Origin of the sequence: Streptomyces abyssomicinicus, from assembly GCF_008974245.1 — a bacterium.
GTDB lineage: Bacteria > Actinomycetota > Actinomycetes > Streptomycetales > Streptomycetaceae > Streptomyces > Streptomyces abyssomicinicus.
In genome coordinates, this window is record NZ_BBZI01000013.1 from 138721 (window position 1) to 151803 (window position 13083).

Consider the following 13083-nt stretch of genomic DNA (forward strand, 5'->3'; position numbering starts at 1 on the left):
GTTGAGGCCGACTTGTGGCCGGGCCGGGACGATCGTCGAGAACACGTGACCCCCCGTGACCCGTCACCCCCGCGGCCCCCGCGGGCGGGTGGGGGCGCCGACGGCGGTGGGGCATTCCCCTCCTGCGATGCCCTGCCGCCGTCGACGCGGTCGGTCAGCTCACGGGGGTGCGCGCCGCGTGGGCGGCCAGGGGGAGGACCGGGGCCGCCCGCGGCGGGAGGGAGGGCCCGGCGGCCGCCGGTGCGAGGGCGGACTCCAGGTCGGCGGCCAGGTCGTCGACGTGCTCCAGGCCGATGGAGAGCCGGACCACGTTGGCCGCCGGGCGGGCCTCGGGGGCGACCGGACGGTGGGTGAGGGCGGCCGGGTGCTGGACGAGGGAGTCGACGCCGCCGAGGGAGACGGCGTGGGTGAACAGGGAGAGCGAGGAGGTCAGGCGCTCGGCGGCCTCGTAGCCGCCGCGCAGGGCGACGGAGATCATCGCGCCGGGGCCGCGCATCTGGTGCCGCAGGGAGCCGGTGCGGCCGTCGGCCAGCACGGCGGCGTCCAGGTCGGGGTAGAAGACGCGCTCCACGGCGGGGTGCCGGCCGAGCAGGCCGGCCAGCTCGCGGGCGGTCTCCTGCTGGGCGCGGACCCGGGTCGGCAGGGTGGCGAGGCCCCGGTGCAGGAGGTAACCGGCCAGCGGGTGCAGCAGGGCCCCGGTGATCGCCCGGACCCTGCGAAGCGCCTCGGCGGTGGCCTCGTCGCAGGCGATGACGCCGCCGACGACGTCGCCGTGCCCGCCCAGGTACTTGGTGGCGCTGTGCAGGACCATGGCCGCGCCCAGGGTGACCGGATTCTGCAGCACGGGGGTGGCGAAGGTGTTGTCGACCATGACCGGGACCGGGCCCGCCTGCCGTACGACACCGGCGATGTCGACGAGGTCCAGGGTCGGGTTCGCCGGGGTCTCCAGGATCACCAGGGCGGTGTCCGGGCGGGCGGCGAGGACGCCGGCCACCTCGGCGGGGCCGCAGAAGGACGCTTCGACACCGAGCAGACCGGAGGCCAGCAGGTGGTCGGTGCCGCCGTACAGGGGGCGGACGGCGACGACGTGGCGCTTGCCGCTCCCGCCGGTCGTGGCGAGGATCGCGGCCGTGGTGGCGGCCATGCCGGAGGCGAAGGCGACCGACGCCTCGGCCTGTTCGAGGTCGGCGAGGGCGGACTCGAAGCGCGCGACGGTCGGATTCCACAGGCGCTGGTAGACGGCGCCGCCGTCGGGGAGCGGGCGGCCGCCGCCGGCCATCGACTCGTAGGAGTCCCCGCCGCGCTCGATGTCCGGGAGCGGGTTGGTGGACGACAGGTCGATCGGGGGCGCGTGCACGCCCAGTCCGGTGAGGTCCGCGCGGCCCGCGTGGACGGCCAGCGTCTCGAAGCGCTCAGAAGAGATGCCCATGGCGGGAGCGTTGCACCGGGAACAGGATCGCAGCATGATCGCTGCAGAATCGGCGGCGAACACGGCGACATCGGAGGTCGCCGACAAGACCGGCCGTCCGTCGCCCAGGGGATTTCGTTGAAAAAGCGAGAGCAGCGGCCACTCGTCGACGAGCTGGACCGCAGGATCGTCGGTCTGCTCGCCGACGATCCCGAGCTGACCAACAAGGCCCTGGCCCGCCGCCTGGGTCTCGCCGAGTCGACCTGCGCCTACCGGGTGCGGGCGCTGCGGGAGCGCGGCGTGGTGGAGGGGACGACGCTGCGGCTCGACCTGGCGGCGCTGGGGCACCCGCTCCAGGCGCTCATCAAGGTGCGGCTGGAGCGGCACAACGCGGAGCACGTGAACCGGCTCTACGCGAGCCTGGTGCGCACCACCGGCGTGATCCAGGTCTTCCACGTGGCCGGGGCCGACGACTTCTACCTGCACGTCGCGGTGGAGGACGCCGAGGCGCTGCGGGACTTCGTGCTCCAGCACGTCACCGTCCACCGGGTGGTACGGCAGACGGAGACGCATCTGATCTTCGAGCGGCGGGAGGGGGTCGGGGTCCTCCCGGCCCCCGACGCGACCGCCTGAGCGCCACCGCCTCAGCGCCACCGCCTCAGCGCCGCGGCCCGACAACAGCGGCCTCGGCACCGCGGCCCGAGCACCGTCCGGCGGCGCTCGGGCCGTGGCCACGCGCGGCACGGCGGCCCGGCAGCCGGGGAGGCACGCTCCCCTCGGCCGGGCCGCCCCGCCTCACCGCACGCCGGTCCGCGCCACCGCCCGCCGCGCGAGGCGGCGGCGGGCCCGGCGGACGCCGCCGGCGGCGGTGGCCGGGCCGGGGACCGTCTCCAGCGCGAGCGGCGCGGCCACGAAGACGGAGGAGTACGTACCGACCACCACGCCGATCAGGGTGGCGAGGGCGAAGTCGGTGAGGGTGTCCCCGCCGAGGACGGCCAGCGCCGTGAGGACGAGGACCGCGCCCAGGCCGGTGTTGACGGTGCGGGGCAGGGTCTGCAGGACCGCGGTGTTCACCAGGTCCGGCAGGGCCCGCGTCTTCCCCGTCTCTCCCCCTCGACCGCCGCGCAGCAGTTCGCGGACCCGGTCGAAGACCACGACGGAGTCGTTCACCGAGTAGCCGATGACGGTGAGCAGCGCGGCGAGGAAGACGCCGTCGACCGGCTTGCCGAGCCAGGCGAAGACGCCGACCACGACGACCACGTCGTGCGCCAGCGCGCCGACCGCGGCCGCGCCGAAGAGGCGGCGGAAACGGGCGGCGAGGTAGAGGAGCTGGGCCCCGAGGGCGACGGCCAGCGCGATCAGGGCGTTGCGGCTCAGCTCCTCGCCGAGGCTGGGGCCGATCAGCTCGTCGCGGACCTTCTCCACGTCTCCCGGGCCGCCCGGGCCGCCCGGGCCGCCCGCGTCGCCCGCACCTCCCCCGCCGCTCCCGCCGCTCCCGCCGCTCCCGCCGCCCTTGGCGTCCTCGGCGCCCAGTCCGGCGAGGGTGCGGGTGACGGTGTCCGCCTCGGCGTCGGTCAGCCGCTCCGTGCGCACCGTCAGGCCGGTGTCGCCGGAGGACTGGACGACGGCCTGCGGGAAGCCGGCGTCGGCGAGGGCGGCCCGGGCGCGCTCCGGGTCGACGGGGTGCGTCGTGGCGTACTGCAGGAGCCGGCCGCCGGTGAAGTCGATGCCGAGGTCGACGCCGCGCACCGCGATGCCGGAACCGGCCAGGACCAGCACGGCCGCGGAGGCGGCGAGCCAGCGGCGCGGGCGGCGCATCAGGTGGGGGTCACGGCGGGCGAGGGCCTCGCGGACGCGTCCGGCGGTGGCGATGCCGGTGACCGCCGGGCGGCGGCGCACCCACCGGCGGGAGACGGCGAACTCGGCGAGGACGCGGGTGACCACCAGCGCGCTCACCATGGAGGCGAGCACGCCGATGCCGAGGGTGACGCCGAAGCCGCGCACCGGCCCGGACGCCAGCAGGAAGAGCAGCGCGGCGGCGATCAGCGTCGTCACGTTGGAGTCGGCGATCGCGCTGAAGGCGTTGCGGAACCCGGCCGTCAGCGCGGAGCGGACGCTGGGCCGCAGGCGGGCGGAGTGCTCCTCGCGGGCGCGTTCGAAGACCAGGACGTTGGCGTCCACCGCCATGCCGATGGCGAGCACGAAGCCGGCCAGGCCGGGCAGGGTGAGGGTGGCGCCGAGCGCGGCCAGCGCGGCGTAGGAGATCACGCCGTAGCAGAGCAGCGCCACGACGGCCAGGACGCCCAGCAGCCGGTAGGCCCGGACGATGAACAGGGCGGTCAGCGCGGTGCCGATGACCGCGGCCCAGGCGCTGGCCTCGATGGCGCGGGCGCCCAGGGTGGGGCCGACGGTGTGCTGCTCGACCGTCTCCACGGGCACGGGGAGCGCGCCGCCGCTGATCAGCAGCGCCAGTTCGCGGGCCTCGGCGTCGGTGAAGGCGCCGGTGATCTGGGTGGCGCCGCCGGGGATGCCGTCGCCGCAGGCCACGGAGGGGTCGACCTGCGGGGAGGAGATGACCCGGTCGTCGAGGACGATGGCGACGCGGCGGGCCGGGTCACCGGGCACGGCGCAGGCCGCCTCGCCGGTGAGGCGGGCCCAGCGGTCGCTTCCGGCGCGGTCGAAGTCGACCGTGACGTGCCAGCCGGCGCCGGTCTGCGCGTCGTGGCGGGCCTCGGCGGTCTCGACGTCGCCGCCGGTCAGGGCGGCGGGACCGACCCGGAGGTGCTCCCCGGCCTCGCCGGCCAGCACCCGCTCGCCGGAGGCGGGCTCGCCCGCGGCGGGGGTCGCGGACGGGTCCTTCGCCGCGTCCGGGTCCTTCGCCGCGTCCGGGTCCTCGACCCCGCGGACCGGATGGAAGGTGAGCTGGGCGGTGCGGCCCAGGACCTCGGCGGCCTCCGCGGGGTCCTGGACACCGGGCAGTTCGACGATGATCCGCCGGTCCCCCGAACGCTGGAGCGTCGGTTCGGCCACGCCGAGCGCGTCGACGCGTCCGCGCAGCACCTCCAGGGTGCGGTCGGTGGCCTCGCGGTCGGACTCGGCGGTGGACGCGGACGGGGAACGGGTCTCCAGCACGATCTGCGTGCCGCCGCGCAGGTCGAGCCCGAGACGGACCGGCACGGTGAGGGTGACGAGGACGGACAGGGCGACCACGGCGAGGGCGATCAGCGCCCTCACGCGGGTGGAACGTTTCGTTCTGGACAACGGAAGCCTCCGGCAGGGCATGCCTCGGCGGCGGCCGGCGCGGCCGCGGCACGTCAGGGAACGGGGAAGGGTCGGGGGCGGTCAGACGCCGGAGGGGGGGGTGACCGTCCGCGGTGCGGCAGGGCTTCGCGGGGTGCGGGGGGCCGCGCGGCGGACCGGGCGGCCTCGTGGGCGGAAGGGGGCGGGACCAGGGTGGCCGCGGTGCGCGGAAGGGCCGGGTGACCCGGGGACGGTGGGTGGTCGCCGGGGAGCTTCTGGCGGATCGCCGCGGGGGTGAGGCAGGCCGCGGCGCACGGGTCGCCGGCGTGCGGAACCGTGCCGTGGACGGCGCCGGCCCCGGTCCGCACGGCCTCGGTCTGCACGGCCCCGGTCCGCACGGCCCCGGCCAGGGCCGGAACCGGGTGCGGGGCGCCGGGGGCGAGGGCGGTGAGGAACGCCAGCAGGAGAACGACCGGCAGCAGCACGACCGGCAGGCGAACAGCCGACAGGGGAACAGCCGACAGGGGAACGTTCTGCAGGGGAACGGCCGGCAGGAGGAACGCGGTCGCACGGCGGCGGCGCGGGGGCCGCGGGCGCGGCGGCATGGCGTCGTCCTCCTCTCCGGACGTTCCGGGTCGCTGGCGGGCGGGCGTGCCGGGACGCCCGCTGGAGGGACCCGGGGCTCCGGCCCGGGAGTGGTGCCGGAGCCCCGGGTGGTCAGGGTTCGACGAGTCCGGCCCGGATGGCGTACCGCGTGAGTTCGAGCCGGTCGCGCAGGCCGAGCTTGCTCAGCAGGTTGGCGCGGTGGCGCTGCACCGTCTTGACGCTGATGAAGAGCATCTCGGCGATCTCCTTCGAGGAGTGCCCCTCGGCCACCAGCTTGAGGACCTCCTCCTCCCGAGGCGTGAGGATCTGCCCGGGGGCCTCCTCCCCCTGCCGGACGCGGTCGAGGTAGTGGCGGATCAGGGCGGTCACCGCACCGGGGTAGAGGAAGGGCTCGTCGCGGATCGCGGCCCGGCAGGCGGCGACCAGGTCGCGGTCGGCGACGGACTTGAGCACGTACCCGGAGGCCCCGGCCTTGAGGGCCTGGAAGAAGTACTGCTCGTTGTCGTGCATGGTGAGCATGAGGATCCGCAGGTCCGGCTTGAGCGCCGCCAGTTCGCGGGCGGCCTGGAGCCCGGTCATGCGGGGCATCGCGATGTCCAGCACGGCCAGGTCCAGGTCCAGGGCGCGGGCCTTCTCCACCGCCTCGGCCCCGTCGCCGGCCTCGGCGACCACCTCCAGGTCCGGTTCCTGGTCGAGGATCAGCCGCACGCCGCGCCGCACCAGGGCGTGGTCGTCGGCGAGCAGGATGCGGGCCGGCCGGGTGCCGGGCGTCGCCGGGGTCTCGGCGGGCTCGGGCGTGAGCGGGGTGACGGGGTTGTCGTGCTGCATCAGGTGTCCTGGGCGTCGGGTGGGGCGGCATCGGACGGCTCGGACCGGGGCTCCGCGCGCGGGTCCCCGGCGGGCGGGACGTCCCCGGGCGGGGTTCCCGCGGTCGGGCCGTGGGCCGACGGCTCACCTCCCGGCGGCACGCGCCCGCCGGACGCCGGCGGCGGCCGCAGTATCCCCGGCAGCCCGGGCGGCACGGGGAACGCCCACGGCACGGAGGCCGCCGCGGTGGGCGCCGTGGACGGCACCGGCACGGTCAGCCGCACTGTCGTCCCCGCACCCGGCGTGCCGGTGCCCGGCTGCCCCGGCAGGACCTCCAGCGAGGCGCCGACCAGCAGCGCCCGCTCCCGCATGCCGCGGATGCCGGCGCCCTCGCTCAGCCGCCCGACACCGCGGCCGTCGTCGGTGACCGACAGTTCGACCGCGTCCGCGAGCCGCCGCAGGCGCACGGTCACGGTCTCGGCGTCGGCGTGGCGGGCGGCGTTGGTCAGGCTTTCCTGGGCGACGCGGTAGACGACCAGTTCGGTCCCGGGCTCCAGCGGCGGGAGGTCGCCGTCGAAGTCACGGCGCACGGCCAGACCGGTGTGGGTGGCGAAGTCCCCGGCCAGCGCGGTGAGCGCGCTGACCAGGCCGAGGTCCTCCAGGACGCCGGGGCGCAGCCGCCGCAGCAGGCGCCGGACCTCGTCCAGACTGCCGCGGGTGGCCTCCTGGATCAGCCGCAGCTCGTCCCGCAGGGGCGGCTCGGCGGTGTCCGCGGCCCGTTTGAGCGCCAGCAGGATCGCCGTCATGCTCTGCCCCACCTCGTCGTGCAGCTCCTGGGCGACGCGCCGGCGTTCGGACTCCTGGGCGATGAGCACGCGGGCGCTGCTGGCGACCCGCTCCTGCTCCAGGCGGTCCAGCATGGCGTTGAAGGTGCGGATGACGTCGGCGACCTCGCCGGTGCCGTGCTCGGGCAGCCGCTGCCCGGGGCGGAGCAGGTCCACGGTGGTCATCCGGCGGGTGAGGCGGACCAGCGGGGCGAGTCCCCAGCGGATCAGGGCGGCGTTGGCCACCAGCATGACCGCCAGACCGCCGACCAGGATCACCGCCTCGGTCAGCAGCACGGGGACGGACACGGTCACCGGCGCCCACAGCAGCAGCGCCGTGGCGGCGCCCAGCACCACGGCGTTGAGCAGGAAGATGCGCCAGAACAGGGACACCGGGGTCACGCCTCCTTCAGCGATGCGTCGCCCACCACTCTCGGGCATCGCGGTCGCCGGACACGCCGCGGCTCCCCGGACGGCTCCCCGGAGGGCTCGCCCCGGCCGGCCGGCGGGCGGCCGGGCCGGCCCTCCAGCCTGCCGGGCCGCCGGGCCCGCGTCGATGGGTCGCGGCACCCATTGCGGGTGGGTCGCGGCACCCATGCCGGTGTGGGGGCCGACGGGCGGAAATGGGCTGTGCGGCCGATGGCCGCCGGGCGGGCGGACGGCCAGGGTGGAGAGGGTCCACGGCCCGCACGGCCGTCGGACCCAGGCACTCGGCCCCGCCGCCGGGGGTCCGCCGCCTCCTGCCGTCGGTCCCTCGCCGCCGCGGGCCGGGCGACGTGCGCCCGGCCCCGCCGGGCCGTTCCACGACGCCCACCCCGCACACCGACCGCACACCGACCGCCGACCGCCCGCCGCGACGTGCCGCGGCCGGTCGCACCCGATGGAAAGGACACCCCATGGCCCTCGACGCCGCCCCTCCCGAACCCCGCCCCCAGCACCCCGACTCGCACCGTGCCCGGCAGCGCCTCGAGCACGAGCGCGGCACCCGGCTGGCCCAGCTGCGCTCCCTCACCGGCAACGGACAGACGGCGGACGACCACCTGATGTCCACCCAGAAGGAGGCCATCGCCAAGGTCCTCAGGGAGATCGAGGACGCCTTCGCCCGGATCGAGGACGGCAGCTACGGGAGCTGCCTGCGGTGCGGTGAGGCGATCCCCGAGGAGCGGCTGGAGATCCTCCCGTACACCCACCACTGCGTCGGCTGCCGCCGCGGGGTCGCCTGACCGGCGCCCCGCGCGCCCGTCGTTCCCTTCGGCCCCGTTCTGCCCACCAGAGGAGAAGTGGTGAACTCCCCGACCGTCGCCGGTGACACCGCCGCGCGGCACCTGACCCCCGAGGACCTCTCCGGCCTGCGCGCCGGCCTCGACGAGCAGCTCCGGTTCCACCGGGAGCGGTCCAGGAGCGGCCGCCGCGCCGCCCCGGCTCCGGCGCGCATGGTCCTCGCGGACGTCGAGGCCGCCCTGCGCCGCATGGACGAGGGCCGGTACGGCAGCTGCCACCTGTGCGGGCTGCCGGTCGACCGGCAGCGGCTGCTGGTCGAGCCCCAGGCCCGCTACTGCGCGCCCTGCCAGCGGGTGCGGGCCGTCCACCGGGCCGGCACGGAGCGCGGGGGCACCCGGTCCGCGGCGGCGGACCACCGGGTGACGGGCCGGTGACCGTGCCAGGGCTCGACGGCGCGGACGCCGCGTTCCGCCGCCGCCCCGGGCCGGCGCGCCCGGCCTGGGACGTCGCCCTGGACCTGGGCAGCGCCCGCACCCGGGCGCTGCTCACCGGAAGCGGGCAGGTCCTCGACGTGCCCACCGTCGCCTTCCCCGACGCCGGCCGGCATCCGGTGCGCCGTGGCGCGATCGTCGACGAGGCCGGATGCGCGGCGCTGCTGGGGCGGCTGCTCGGGCACCGGCTGCCCCGGGCCTCCCGTCCGCTGGTGGTGCTCACCGCGCCGGTGCTGGACCTGCCGGCCTACCGCGCGTCCGCCCGGGCCGTGCTGGAGGTGCTGCGGCCGCGCGGCGTGCTCACCGTGCCGGGGGCGCGCGCGGTGGCGGTGGCGGCCGGGGCCGACCTGTCCCGGCCGCTGCTGGTGGTGGACGTCGGCGCGCACCTCACCGAGGTCGTGCTGCTGGACGACGGCGCGGTGACCGACGCCCGCCGGGTCGCGCTGGGCACCGGCGACCTCGGCGCCGTCACGCCGGGCGACCTCGTGGACGCGGTGACCAGGATGGTGGCCGCGACGCTCCGGCAGGACGAGGCCTCGCTGGTGCCGGCCGCGCTCGCCCGCGGGGTGCTGCTGGCGGGCGGCGGCGCGCTCCGGCCGGAGATCACGTACCGCCTCACCGGCCGGCTGCACGCCCCCGTCCACGTCGTTCCCGCCCCGCACACGGCGGCGGTGCGCGGAGCCGCCCGGCTCCTGGACGCGGCCCGGCTCCACCCGAGCACCCGCGGACCCGGTGCCGCCGGACCTGCGAACATGGTCTGATGCTGACCGGTACCGGAATACAGATCGCCGCCGACGCGCCCCTGCGGGAGGACGTGGCGGCGCTGCTCGACGAACACCTCCAGGACATGTACGCGACCAGCCCGCCGGAGTCCGTGCACGCCCTGGACCACGGCACGCTGGCGGGTGACGGGATCGTCTTCGTGACCGCGCGCGCCGCCGACGGCGCCCTGCTGGGCTGCGGAGCGCTCAAGGAACTGGGCGAGGGCCACGGCGAGCTGAAGTCGATGCGCACCACGGCCGCGGCCCGGGGCCGCGGGGTCGCCTCCGCGGTGCTGGAGCACCTCACCGCGCTGGCGGAGCGCGGCGGGTACCGGCGGCTGAGCCTGGAGACCGGCGTCGAGGACTACTTCGCGGCGGCCCGGCGGCTGTACGCGCGGCACGGGTTCACCGAGTGCGGACCGTTCGCCGACTACACCGAGGACCCCAACAGCGTCTTCATGACCAAGGCCCTCTGACCGAGCCCTCGCGCCTTCGGCCGGGGGGGCGGGAGCGGGGCGGGAGCGGGGCGGGAGCGGGGTGAATCGGGCAACGCCCGATCATCGCGCCGTGACCCTGCGACACTTCTCCGCAGGCGGGTCACCCCCACCCCCGGCCGGGCCGGGGCCTCCACGAAGGACACCCGATGCGTTCCATCATCAGCAAGGCGGTCATCCCCGCGGCCGGTCTCGGCACGCGGTTCCTCCCCGCCACCAAGGCGACGCCCAAGGAGATGCTCCCGGTCGTCGACAAGCCGGCGATCCAGTACGTCGTCGAGGAGGCCGTCGCCGCCGGGCTCGACGACGTCCTGATGATCACGGGGCGCAACAAGCGCCCCCTGGAGGACCACTTCGACCGCAACTACGAGCTGGAGTCGGCCCTGCGGCGCAAGGGCGACGCCGACCGGCTCGCCCGGGTGCAGGAGTCGACGGACCTCGCCACCATCCACTACGTCCGCCAGGGCGACCCGCGGGGGCTCGGCCACGCCGTGCTCTGCGCCGCCCCGCACGTCGGCGACCAGGCGTTCGCCGTGCTCCTCGGCGACGACCTGATCGACCCGCGCGACCCGCTGCTCTCCCGCATGATCGACGTCCGGGCGCGGCACGGCGGAAGCGTGGTCGCGCTGCTGGAGGTCGACCCCGCGCAGAGCCACCTCTACGGCTGCGCCGCCGTCGAGGCGACCGAGGAGGGCGACGTCGTCCGGGTGACCGGCCTGGTCGAGAAGCCGGCGCCGGGGACCGCGCCGTCGAACTACGCGGTCATCGGACGGTACGTGCTCGACCCGGGCCTCTTCGACGTGCTGCGGAGGACCGAGCCGGGCCGCGGCGGTGAGATCCAGCTGACCGACGCCCTCCAGACACAGGCCGTCGACGAGAAGATCTGCGGGCCGGTGCACGGCGTGCTCTTCCGCGGGCGGCGCTACGACACCGGCGACCGGAGCGACTACCTGCGCGCCATCGTGCGGCTCGCCAGCGAGCGGGAGGACCTGGGTCCGGAGTTCCGCGGCTGGCTCCGGGAGTTCGTGCGGGACGAGATCGACGGCGTGGCGCCCTGACCGCGGTGGCGCCGTGATCGAGTGGCGGGGGCGCGGACGCGGAGTTCTCCTGGGAGGAGCAGCACGTCCGCGTCCCGCGCCGAAGGACTGGAGATCATGACCGTCACCAGCGTCAACGAGGACTTCGACCAGCTCAATCTCACCCTGGCCGCCGATTTCGACGCCCCCGTGGAGCGGGTGTGGCAGCTGTGGGCCGATCCGCGGAAGCTGGAGCGGTGGTGGGGGCCGCCGACCTACCCGGCCACCGTGGACGACTTCGACCTCAACCCCGGCGGCACGGTCACTTATCACATGACCGGTCCGGAGGGGGATCAGCCGCACGGCTGGTGGCGGGTCGGCTCGGTGGCCCCGCCGACCCATCTGGAGTTCACCGACGGGTTCGCCGACGACGACGGGCGGCCGCTGTCCGACTCCCCCAAGATCGAGACGCGGGTCACCCTCACCCGGCGGGGCACCTCGGGCACCGGCACCCACATGGAGCTCTCGTCCCGGTTCCGCAGCCAGGAGGAGATGCGGCAGATGTCCGACATGGGCATGGCCGAGGGCATGCGGGAGGCCGCCGGCCAGATGGACCACCTGCTCGCCTGACCACCGGCTCGCCCGGCCACCCGCTCGCCCGACCACCCGCTCGCGTGATCACCCGCTCGCCCGACCACCCGCCAGGTGACGCCGCCGCCGCGTCCCGCCGCTCCGCCGCTCCGGCGTCCTCCTCCGTGCTCCCCGCGTACGCCCGGCGTACGGCGGCAGGCATGATGGATCTCCCGCAGGCGAGTTCCGGGAGAGGCATGGGCGGAGAAGAGGGGCGCGCGCCGCGCAGGGCGATCCGGCTCACGCCGGCCCTGTTCAAGGCCGCCGACGCCGGCCCGGTGACCCTCACGGAAGAGGCACCGCTCGCCCTGACCGAGGCGCGGGGCGTGCTGCGCATGGCGCTGCACCCCCCTGTCCCTCCGGCGGAGGCGGCCGTGCGTCCCGGATGCCTGGTCCGCACCCGCGACGGCCGGACCTGCGCCGTGCACCCTTCGCCCCGGCCCGCCTCCGGCCCCACGGCGGAAGCGGGGGCCCTGGACGCCTGGCCGTACGTCTCCCTCTCGCCCGACGGGGCGGCGGTGGACGTCGCGCTGGGGCGCGGGAACCGCTTCGATCGGCTGCTCTTCTACGTCGACGTCGCCCAGGGAGCCACCGGTCTCCGCGAACTCCCCGCCGAGGCCGCCTTCACCGCCGGACCGGGCCGGGCCTGGCGCGTCCCGCTGGACCCCGCACGGGCCACCGCGCACGCCCCCGTGGGGGCGTGCGCGGTGGCACTGCTGGTCCCGCGCCCGGACGGGCTGGAACTGCGCCGGGAGGTCCGGTGGTACCGGGCCGGGTGGCGCACCTCCTGCCGGAGACTGCTGGCCCGGGACTACCTCGGCTGAAGGCCGTCCGGCGGCCGACGGCCACGGCGAGGGGCGTCGGTCCTCAGACGGCGCGCGACAGTTCGGCCTGGCCGAACAGCAGGGCGTAGCCGGCCGGGAGCTGGGCGAGGAGCCGGTGGGTCAGGTCGTCGCCGACCAGTCCGGGAAGCACACCGAGCACCGACGTGGTGTCCCAGCGCGCGGTGGCCTGCGTGGCGTTGGGCAGCCGGCGGGACAGCTCGTCCACGAACTCCGCGGCGGCGGGCGGCCGGTGGGCCGGAACCTGGGCGGCGACGATCCGCGCCGCCTCCTCCGGCAGCGCCCGTGCCAGGTCGACGCGCTCGTCACCGACGACCTGCTCACCGAGCGCCGCGAGCACCGCGCGGGTCACCCGCTCGGCCTGCTCCTGCGTGGGGTAGAGCCCGGCCTCGCGGACCTGGGCGACCAGGTCGTCCCACGAGTGACCCGCCACCACGTCGACGACCCCGGCGTCACGCGGCTCCGGCACGGCGACGGGGGTCTCGAGCATGGTGTCGGTGGGGGTGGCGGTGGCGGTGGCGGTCATGGTGGCGTCGCTCCGGATCATGGGAATGGTCAAGGGGACTGCTCCTCCTCAGCTCCCGTCAGATGACTGCCGGGCCGGGCGGCGGCCTGTCCCGGCCCGGTACTGCGCCCGTATGCCCCCCTTCGCCGCGCGTATTCCTCCGTGCACACGGCGTGCGGACCGCGAGGCGGGCCCCAAGGGGCGTCAGCGGGGGCGGGGTGCCGGCCGGGACGGGGTC

Annotated in this window: 13 protein-coding genes; 8 read left to right on the top strand and 5 right to left on the bottom strand. The window is 76.3% G+C overall.

Features of this window, described 5'->3' with window-relative positions:
• Positions 1–154: 154 nt before the first annotated feature.
• On the bottom strand, positions 155–1429 hold the full coding sequence (locus tag GBN72_RS29875; RefSeq protein ID WP_174887228.1) for a trans-sulfuration enzyme family protein: 1275 nt from the start codon (positions 1427–1429) through the stop codon (positions 155–157).
• Between the two features lie 117 nt (positions 1430–1546).
• On the opposite strand from GBN72_RS29875, the gene GBN72_RS29880 reads away from it, so the two are divergent.
• The gene (locus tag GBN72_RS29880) at positions 1547–2041 is read left to right on the top strand and encodes an Lrp/AsnC family transcriptional regulator (protein ID WP_151775070.1); all 495 of its coding nucleotides are present in this window, start codon (positions 1547–1549) and stop codon (positions 2039–2041) included.
• A 162-nt stretch (positions 2042–2203) separates the two neighbouring features.
• On the opposite strand, the gene secD is transcribed toward GBN72_RS29880, so the two are convergent.
• The 3 genes from secD to GBN72_RS29895 form a co-directional block, all read right to left on the bottom strand.
• Positions 2204–4690, bottom strand: a complete 2487-nt coding sequence (gene secD / locus GBN72_RS29885; protein ID WP_151775071.1) for a protein translocase subunit SecD — start codon at positions 4688–4690, stop codon at positions 2204–2206.
• Between the two features lie 675 nt (positions 4691–5365).
• Entirely contained in the window at positions 5366–6082 is a 717-nt protein-coding gene (locus tag GBN72_RS29890; protein ID WP_246212995.1) for a response regulator, read from the bottom strand.
• Complete coding sequence (locus GBN72_RS29895) at positions 6082–7278, bottom strand: HAMP domain-containing sensor histidine kinase (RefSeq protein WP_439959836.1); 1197 nt, start codon at positions 7276–7278, stop codon at positions 6082–6084. The genes GBN72_RS29890 and GBN72_RS29895 overlap by 1 nt, the downstream gene beginning before the upstream one ends.
• 503 nt (positions 7279–7781) lie before the next feature.
• On the opposite strand from GBN72_RS29895, the gene GBN72_RS29900 reads away from it, so the two are divergent.
• From GBN72_RS29900 to GBN72_RS29930, 7 genes are all read left to right on the top strand, one after another.
• The gene (locus GBN72_RS29900; RefSeq protein WP_151775072.1) at positions 7782–8108 is read left to right on the top strand and encodes a TraR/DksA family transcriptional regulator; all 327 of its coding nucleotides are present in this window, start codon (positions 7782–7784) and stop codon (positions 8106–8108) included.
• A gap of 60 nt (positions 8109–8168) precedes the next feature.
• Positions 8169–8540: a TraR/DksA family transcriptional regulator gene (locus GBN72_RS29905; protein ID WP_369695910.1), complete on the top strand. Its 372-nt coding sequence runs from the start codon at positions 8169–8171 to the stop codon at positions 8538–8540.
• Positions 8541–8542: 2 nt separating this feature from the next.
• Entirely contained in the window at positions 8543–9358 is an 816-nt protein-coding gene (locus GBN72_RS29910; protein WP_151775202.1) for a rod shape-determining protein, read from the top strand.
• Entirely contained in the window at positions 9358–9834 is a 477-nt protein-coding gene (locus GBN72_RS29915) for a GNAT family N-acetyltransferase (RefSeq protein ID WP_151775074.1), read from the top strand. The genes GBN72_RS29910 and GBN72_RS29915 overlap by 1 nt, the downstream gene beginning before the upstream one ends.
• A gap of 167 nt (positions 9835–10001) precedes the next feature.
• Positions 10002–10910 carry a UTP--glucose-1-phosphate uridylyltransferase GalU gene (galU, locus tag GBN72_RS29920; RefSeq protein WP_151775075.1) on the top strand — a complete coding sequence of 303 codons (909 nt, stop codon included), beginning with the start codon at positions 10002–10004 and terminating at the stop codon, positions 10908–10910.
• A 96-nt stretch (positions 10911–11006) separates the two neighbouring features.
• Positions 11007–11498 (top strand): SRPBCC family protein, encoded by a 492-nt coding sequence (locus tag GBN72_RS29925; protein WP_151775076.1) that lies wholly within the window; start codon positions 11007–11009, stop codon positions 11496–11498.
• Between the two features lie 197 nt (positions 11499–11695).
• The gene (locus GBN72_RS29930) at positions 11696–12322 is read left to right on the top strand and encodes a hypothetical protein (RefSeq protein ID WP_151775077.1); all 627 of its coding nucleotides are present in this window, start codon (positions 11696–11698) and stop codon (positions 12320–12322) included.
• Between the two features lie 43 nt (positions 12323–12365).
• Here the strand turns inward: GBN72_RS29930 and GBN72_RS29935 are convergent, their stop codons facing one another.
• A complete protein-coding gene (locus tag GBN72_RS29935) occupies positions 12366–12899 on the bottom strand; it encodes a DUF2267 domain-containing protein (protein ID WP_369695911.1) in 534 nt (177 codons plus the stop codon).
• Positions 12900–13083: the final 184 nt, after the last annotated feature.

Coding starts and splice junctions, on each gene's coding strand:
- GBN72_RS29875 (WP_174887228.1), bottom strand. CDS start 1,429: ATGGGCATCTCTTCTGAGCGCTTCGAGACGCTGGCCGTCCACGCGGGC.
- secD (WP_151775071.1), bottom strand. CDS start 4,690: ATGCCCTGCCGGAGGCTTCCGTTGTCCAGAACGAAACGTTCCACCCGC.
- GBN72_RS29890 (WP_246212995.1), bottom strand. CDS start 6,082: ATGCAGCACGACAACCCCGTCACCCCGCTCACGCCCGAGCCCGCCGAG.
- GBN72_RS29900 (WP_151775072.1), top strand. CDS start 7,782: ATGGCCCTCGACGCCGCCCCTCCCGAACCCCGCCCCCAGCACCCCGAC.
- GBN72_RS29915 (WP_151775074.1), top strand. CDS start 9,358: ATGCTGACCGGTACCGGAATACAGATCGCCGCCGACGCGCCCCTGCGG.
- galU (WP_151775075.1), top strand. CDS start 10,002: ATGCGTTCCATCATCAGCAAGGCGGTCATCCCCGCGGCCGGTCTCGGC.
- GBN72_RS29925 (WP_151775076.1), top strand. CDS start 11,007: ATGACCGTCACCAGCGTCAACGAGGACTTCGACCAGCTCAATCTCACC.
- GBN72_RS29930 (WP_151775077.1), top strand. CDS start 11,696: ATGGGCGGAGAAGAGGGGCGCGCGCCGCGCAGGGCGATCCGGCTCACG.